The 3739-nt window shown below is 69.6% G+C and carries 4 protein-coding genes; 2 read left to right on the top strand and 2 right to left on the bottom strand.

The features are described from left to right. On the top strand, positions 1-684 hold a 684-nt coding region (locus RJ05_RS31385), incomplete at its 5' end, for a decarboxylase (RefSeq protein WP_036536691.1). Next, on the top strand, positions 684-2003 hold the full coding sequence (locus RJ05_RS11490) for a pyridoxal-phosphate dependent enzyme (protein ID WP_036536688.1): 1320 nt from the start codon (positions 684-686) through the stop codon (positions 2001-2003). The genes RJ05_RS31385 and RJ05_RS11490, both read left to right, overlap by 1 nt. Positions 2004-2029: 26 nt before the next feature. Here RJ05_RS11490 and RJ05_RS11485 read toward each other — a convergent pair whose 3' ends face one another. Then, positions 2030-2725, bottom strand: a complete 696-nt coding sequence (locus tag RJ05_RS11485; protein WP_051016442.1) for a phosphatase PAP2 family protein — start codon at positions 2723-2725, stop codon at positions 2030-2032. 150 nt (positions 2726-2875) lie between these two features. Beyond that, positions 2876-3739: diacylglycerol/lipid kinase family protein (locus tag RJ05_RS11480; RefSeq protein ID WP_036536685.1), on the bottom strand; the 864-nt coding region annotated here is incomplete at its 5' end.

Genomic DNA, 3739 nt, shown 5'->3' with positions numbered 1-3739 from the left:
GCATCGCTCGCCGGCCTGCGCGAGCCGATGAGCTGGGGCAACACCACCTTCGGCTATCAGGTGGACGGCGCCACCGTGCGCGGGGTGCCGGTGTTCCACAAGTACGCCAATACCGTTGCCGCCGAGCACATGCTGGCCGAATTGCTGGATGCGCCGTTGGAGCGGCACGGTGGGCGGACCGTCGCGCAGGTGGCGGCCGACAATCTGCTCGAACTGTGGCTGGAACCGGGTAAGGCGCTCGTGGACCACGCCGGCATCACGGTGGCGACGGTCGAGGTGGTGAAGGAAGCCGCCGACGGCTCCGTACTCGTGGATCTCGATATCAGCCGCGACGCGGTGACACCGGCCGATCAGGAGGTCATGGTCGATCCGCTGGTGCTGCCCGGTGACGCGGGTGAGATGCGGGAACCGGGCGCGGTGCAAGTGTTCTTCGCCGGACGGCTGTGTTTGGAGCGGGATCTGCTCACCAACCGGGTCGTCGCACTCCCCTGGCTGCCCCGCCCGGGTGATCGGGTGGTGTTCCCCAATACCGCCGCCTACCACATGGATCTGTCGGCGGCGACGGCGTCGATGCATCCGCCCGCTGCCAAGATCGCCGTCACCCGTGACGGCGCGGGGTTCCGGGTCCGCGACGACGCGGCGCGGCGAGCCGGGGCGGCGGCCGGGCTGTCGGAGGTGCGGTGATGCTCTACGACCACGTCGCCGAACTCGTCGGCAACACTCCCCTGCTGCGCCTGGATCCCGCGGTGCACGGGCTCGACGGCGTGCAGCTGTACGCGAAACTCGAGTCGCACAACCCGTTCGGCTCGGTCAAGGACCGGGTCGCGTGGGCGATGATCCGGGACGAGCTGACCGGCCTCGCCGACGGGGGGCAGACACTCATCGAAGCGTCGAGCGGCAATACCGCCAAGGCGTTGCGGTTGCTCGGCGCGGTGCACGGTATCGGGTTGCGGGCGGTGACGAACCGCATCAAGGTCGACGAGGTGCGGGATCTGCTTCGCCTGCTGGGCACCGAGATTGTGGAACTGCCCGGACTGTCCGAATGCCCCGATCCGACCACACCCAACGACGTCTATTCGGTCATCGAAGCGATGATGGCGGAGCGACCCGGCACGTTCCACCATCCGTCCCAGTACACCAACGACAAGAACGTGCAAGCCCATCACGACGGCACCGGCCGCGAGATCCATGACGACCTCGCCGCCGCGGGCATCGACCGCGTCGACTACCTTATCGGTGGGCTCGGCACCACCGGGTCGACCCGTGGCACCGCCACCTACTTGCGCAAACATCATCCGGAATTGCGCACCATCGCGGTGGTGTCGGAGCGGTCGGACTTCATCCCCGGAATCCGTTCCGAACACGAGATGTGGGATGTCGGCCTGTTCCAGCCCGATTTCTACGACCGTATCGTCACCGTGGACTCGGCCCGCGCGATCGATGCGACGCTGACCCTGGCCAACGGATACGGAGTGCTCGCCGGCCCGACGAGCGGCGCGGCGTACGCGGCGGCCGTGGACAGCCTTGCCGCCGTGGAGCGTTCGGGCGCCGATCCGATCGTGGCGGTGATCGTCGTCTGCGATCGGATCGAACCGTACCTGTCCTACATCAAGAAGCGCAGGCCCGACCTGTTCGGCGGCACGAACCGGCGATTCACGCCGACACCGCAGGAGCTGGCCGCCGTCCCGGTCCTCACGCCCGCCGAACTCGCCGAACTGAATCGCACCGAGCATCCGGTGCTGGTGGACACCCGAGGCGCCATGGCGTACCGGATCGGCCACGTACCCGATTCGCTCAATATCCCCGACGATCACCTGGCCGATCTGCTCGCCCACGCCACGCCCTTCTCCGTGTCCCGGCCCGTGGTGTTCATCTGCCCCACCGGCGAGCTGTCGCGGCACTTCGCCGCCGCGATCCAGCGCACCGGGCACCGGTCCTACAGCCTCGACGGCGGGCTGATCGCCTGGCGAGACGCGGGGTTGCCGCTGGAGCGCGGGAGCTGAGGTTTCGAGCCGGTCGGGAAGTACCGCTAGGTATCGGCGCTACGCTGCGCGCTCGCCTTCGGCTCGGCGGGAGCGGCGGCCGTCGGAGCCTGTTCGGCCTCCGGGACCGGTGGCAGGGTGCGCCGGTAGCGGGCGTAGCCGCTGAGCATGATGGTCAACCAGAGCAGGCCGATGGTCCAGCCGGCCAGGACGTCGGTGGGCCAGTGCACGCCGAGGTAGACCCGGGACAGCCCGACCAGCGCGACGAAAGTCGCCGCGGCCACGGCCACGGCAGAGCGCGGGCCTGGTCGGTGCAGCCCGGTGATGACGACGGCGGCGATGACGCCGACCACGACCGCCGAACCCAGGCTGTGCCCCGACGGGTACGAGTGGCTGGTGACCACGACCAGCCGGTCCGCCACCGGTGGGCGTTCGCGGTCGATCACCGATTTGAGCAGTGGGATCAGCAGCGCCGAACCTGCTCCGGTGACCGCGACCAGGGTCAGTTCGGGCCACTGCCGGCGTTTGGCCAGCACCGCACACGCCAGGATCGCCGCCGACCACATGGCGATGGTGCCGCCGGAGTGGGTGATCACCTTGGCGACCGGGGTCAGCGCGTCGACGCGGTGGGCGACGACCCAGTCCATGATCGGCACATCCACCGCTGCCTCGGCGTCACCGTGCAGGACGAACCAGGTCAGACTCACCGCCGACACCGCGAGCACGATCGCCAACCACACCATCGGATCAGCCTAGGCGTTGCCCGCGCGGGCCTCGCGAGGCCCACCGCCGGCGTGGCGCCGACCGGCAGGCGCGACACCGGTCACTGCTGTCGCCGCGTCACGTGGTGAGTGCACATCGGTGCCGGAGTGGCGGTCGCGCCTCGTCGCAGGTCAGCGTTGCCCGTTGCTCTCGATGGCGGCGGGCTCGGCAGGCCGGAAAACCCCGAGCGCGCCGGGTTCGCTGCTGATGGTGAGGTCGCTCACCCGATGGTTGACCTCGCCGTCGGTGGCGAGCGAGACATCCGAGCCGACCACCTGGACCCGCATCTGCGCCACGCGCCGGTGCACATAGGTGTGCGAATGCTCCAGGCTGCCGGTGATGGTCGACCAGATCAGCCGGGTCCGCGACAGCGGCAGATCCGCGCGCAGATACCGGACGTCGAGGGTGCCGCCGTGCAGGCGTGGGCGCGAGGTCGGGATCTGGTGGCCGGGCAGATAGGTGCCGTTGCCGACGAACAGCATCCAGATCTCGACCCGCTCCCCGTCGATGATGGCGTGCAACGGCTGCGCCCGAGACAGCACGCGCAGCAGCGCGACCGCCGCGGCGGGCCATTTCCCGAGCCGCGATTCCAGCTTCTCGCGCAGTCGCACGAAGTCCGGGTAGCCGCCGAGGCTGGCGGTGTTGACGAAGGTGCGTTCGCCGTCGCCGCCGAAGCGCACACGCGCGATATCGGTGCGCATCACCTCGCCCGTTTCCAGCGCCGCCACTGTGGCGGCGGGATCGTCGACGCCGAGGTCGCGAGCGAAATGGTTGAGGGTTCCGCCGGCGAAGACCGCGAGCGGCAGGTCGTGGCGGACCGCGGCTTCGGCGACACCGGAGACAGTGCCGTCGCCGCCGAGCGCGCCCATTGCGACCACTCCGCCGGCACGGACTTGCTCGGCGATCTGCGCGCCGAGATCCGCGCGCGGGTCGAGTTCGAGGATCTGCGCCGCGGGGAGCTTGTCGCGGACGGGATCGAGCTGGTTGCCGTTGCC

Source organism: Nocardia cyriacigeorgica NBRC 100375, assembly GCF_000308555.1.
Classification (GTDB): domain Bacteria; phylum Actinomycetota; class Actinomycetes; order Mycobacteriales; family Mycobacteriaceae; genus Nocardia; species Nocardia cyriacigeorgica.
The sequence above is the reverse complement of the archived record's forward strand: the minus strand, read 5'-3'. Positions and strand labels throughout refer to the sequence as shown.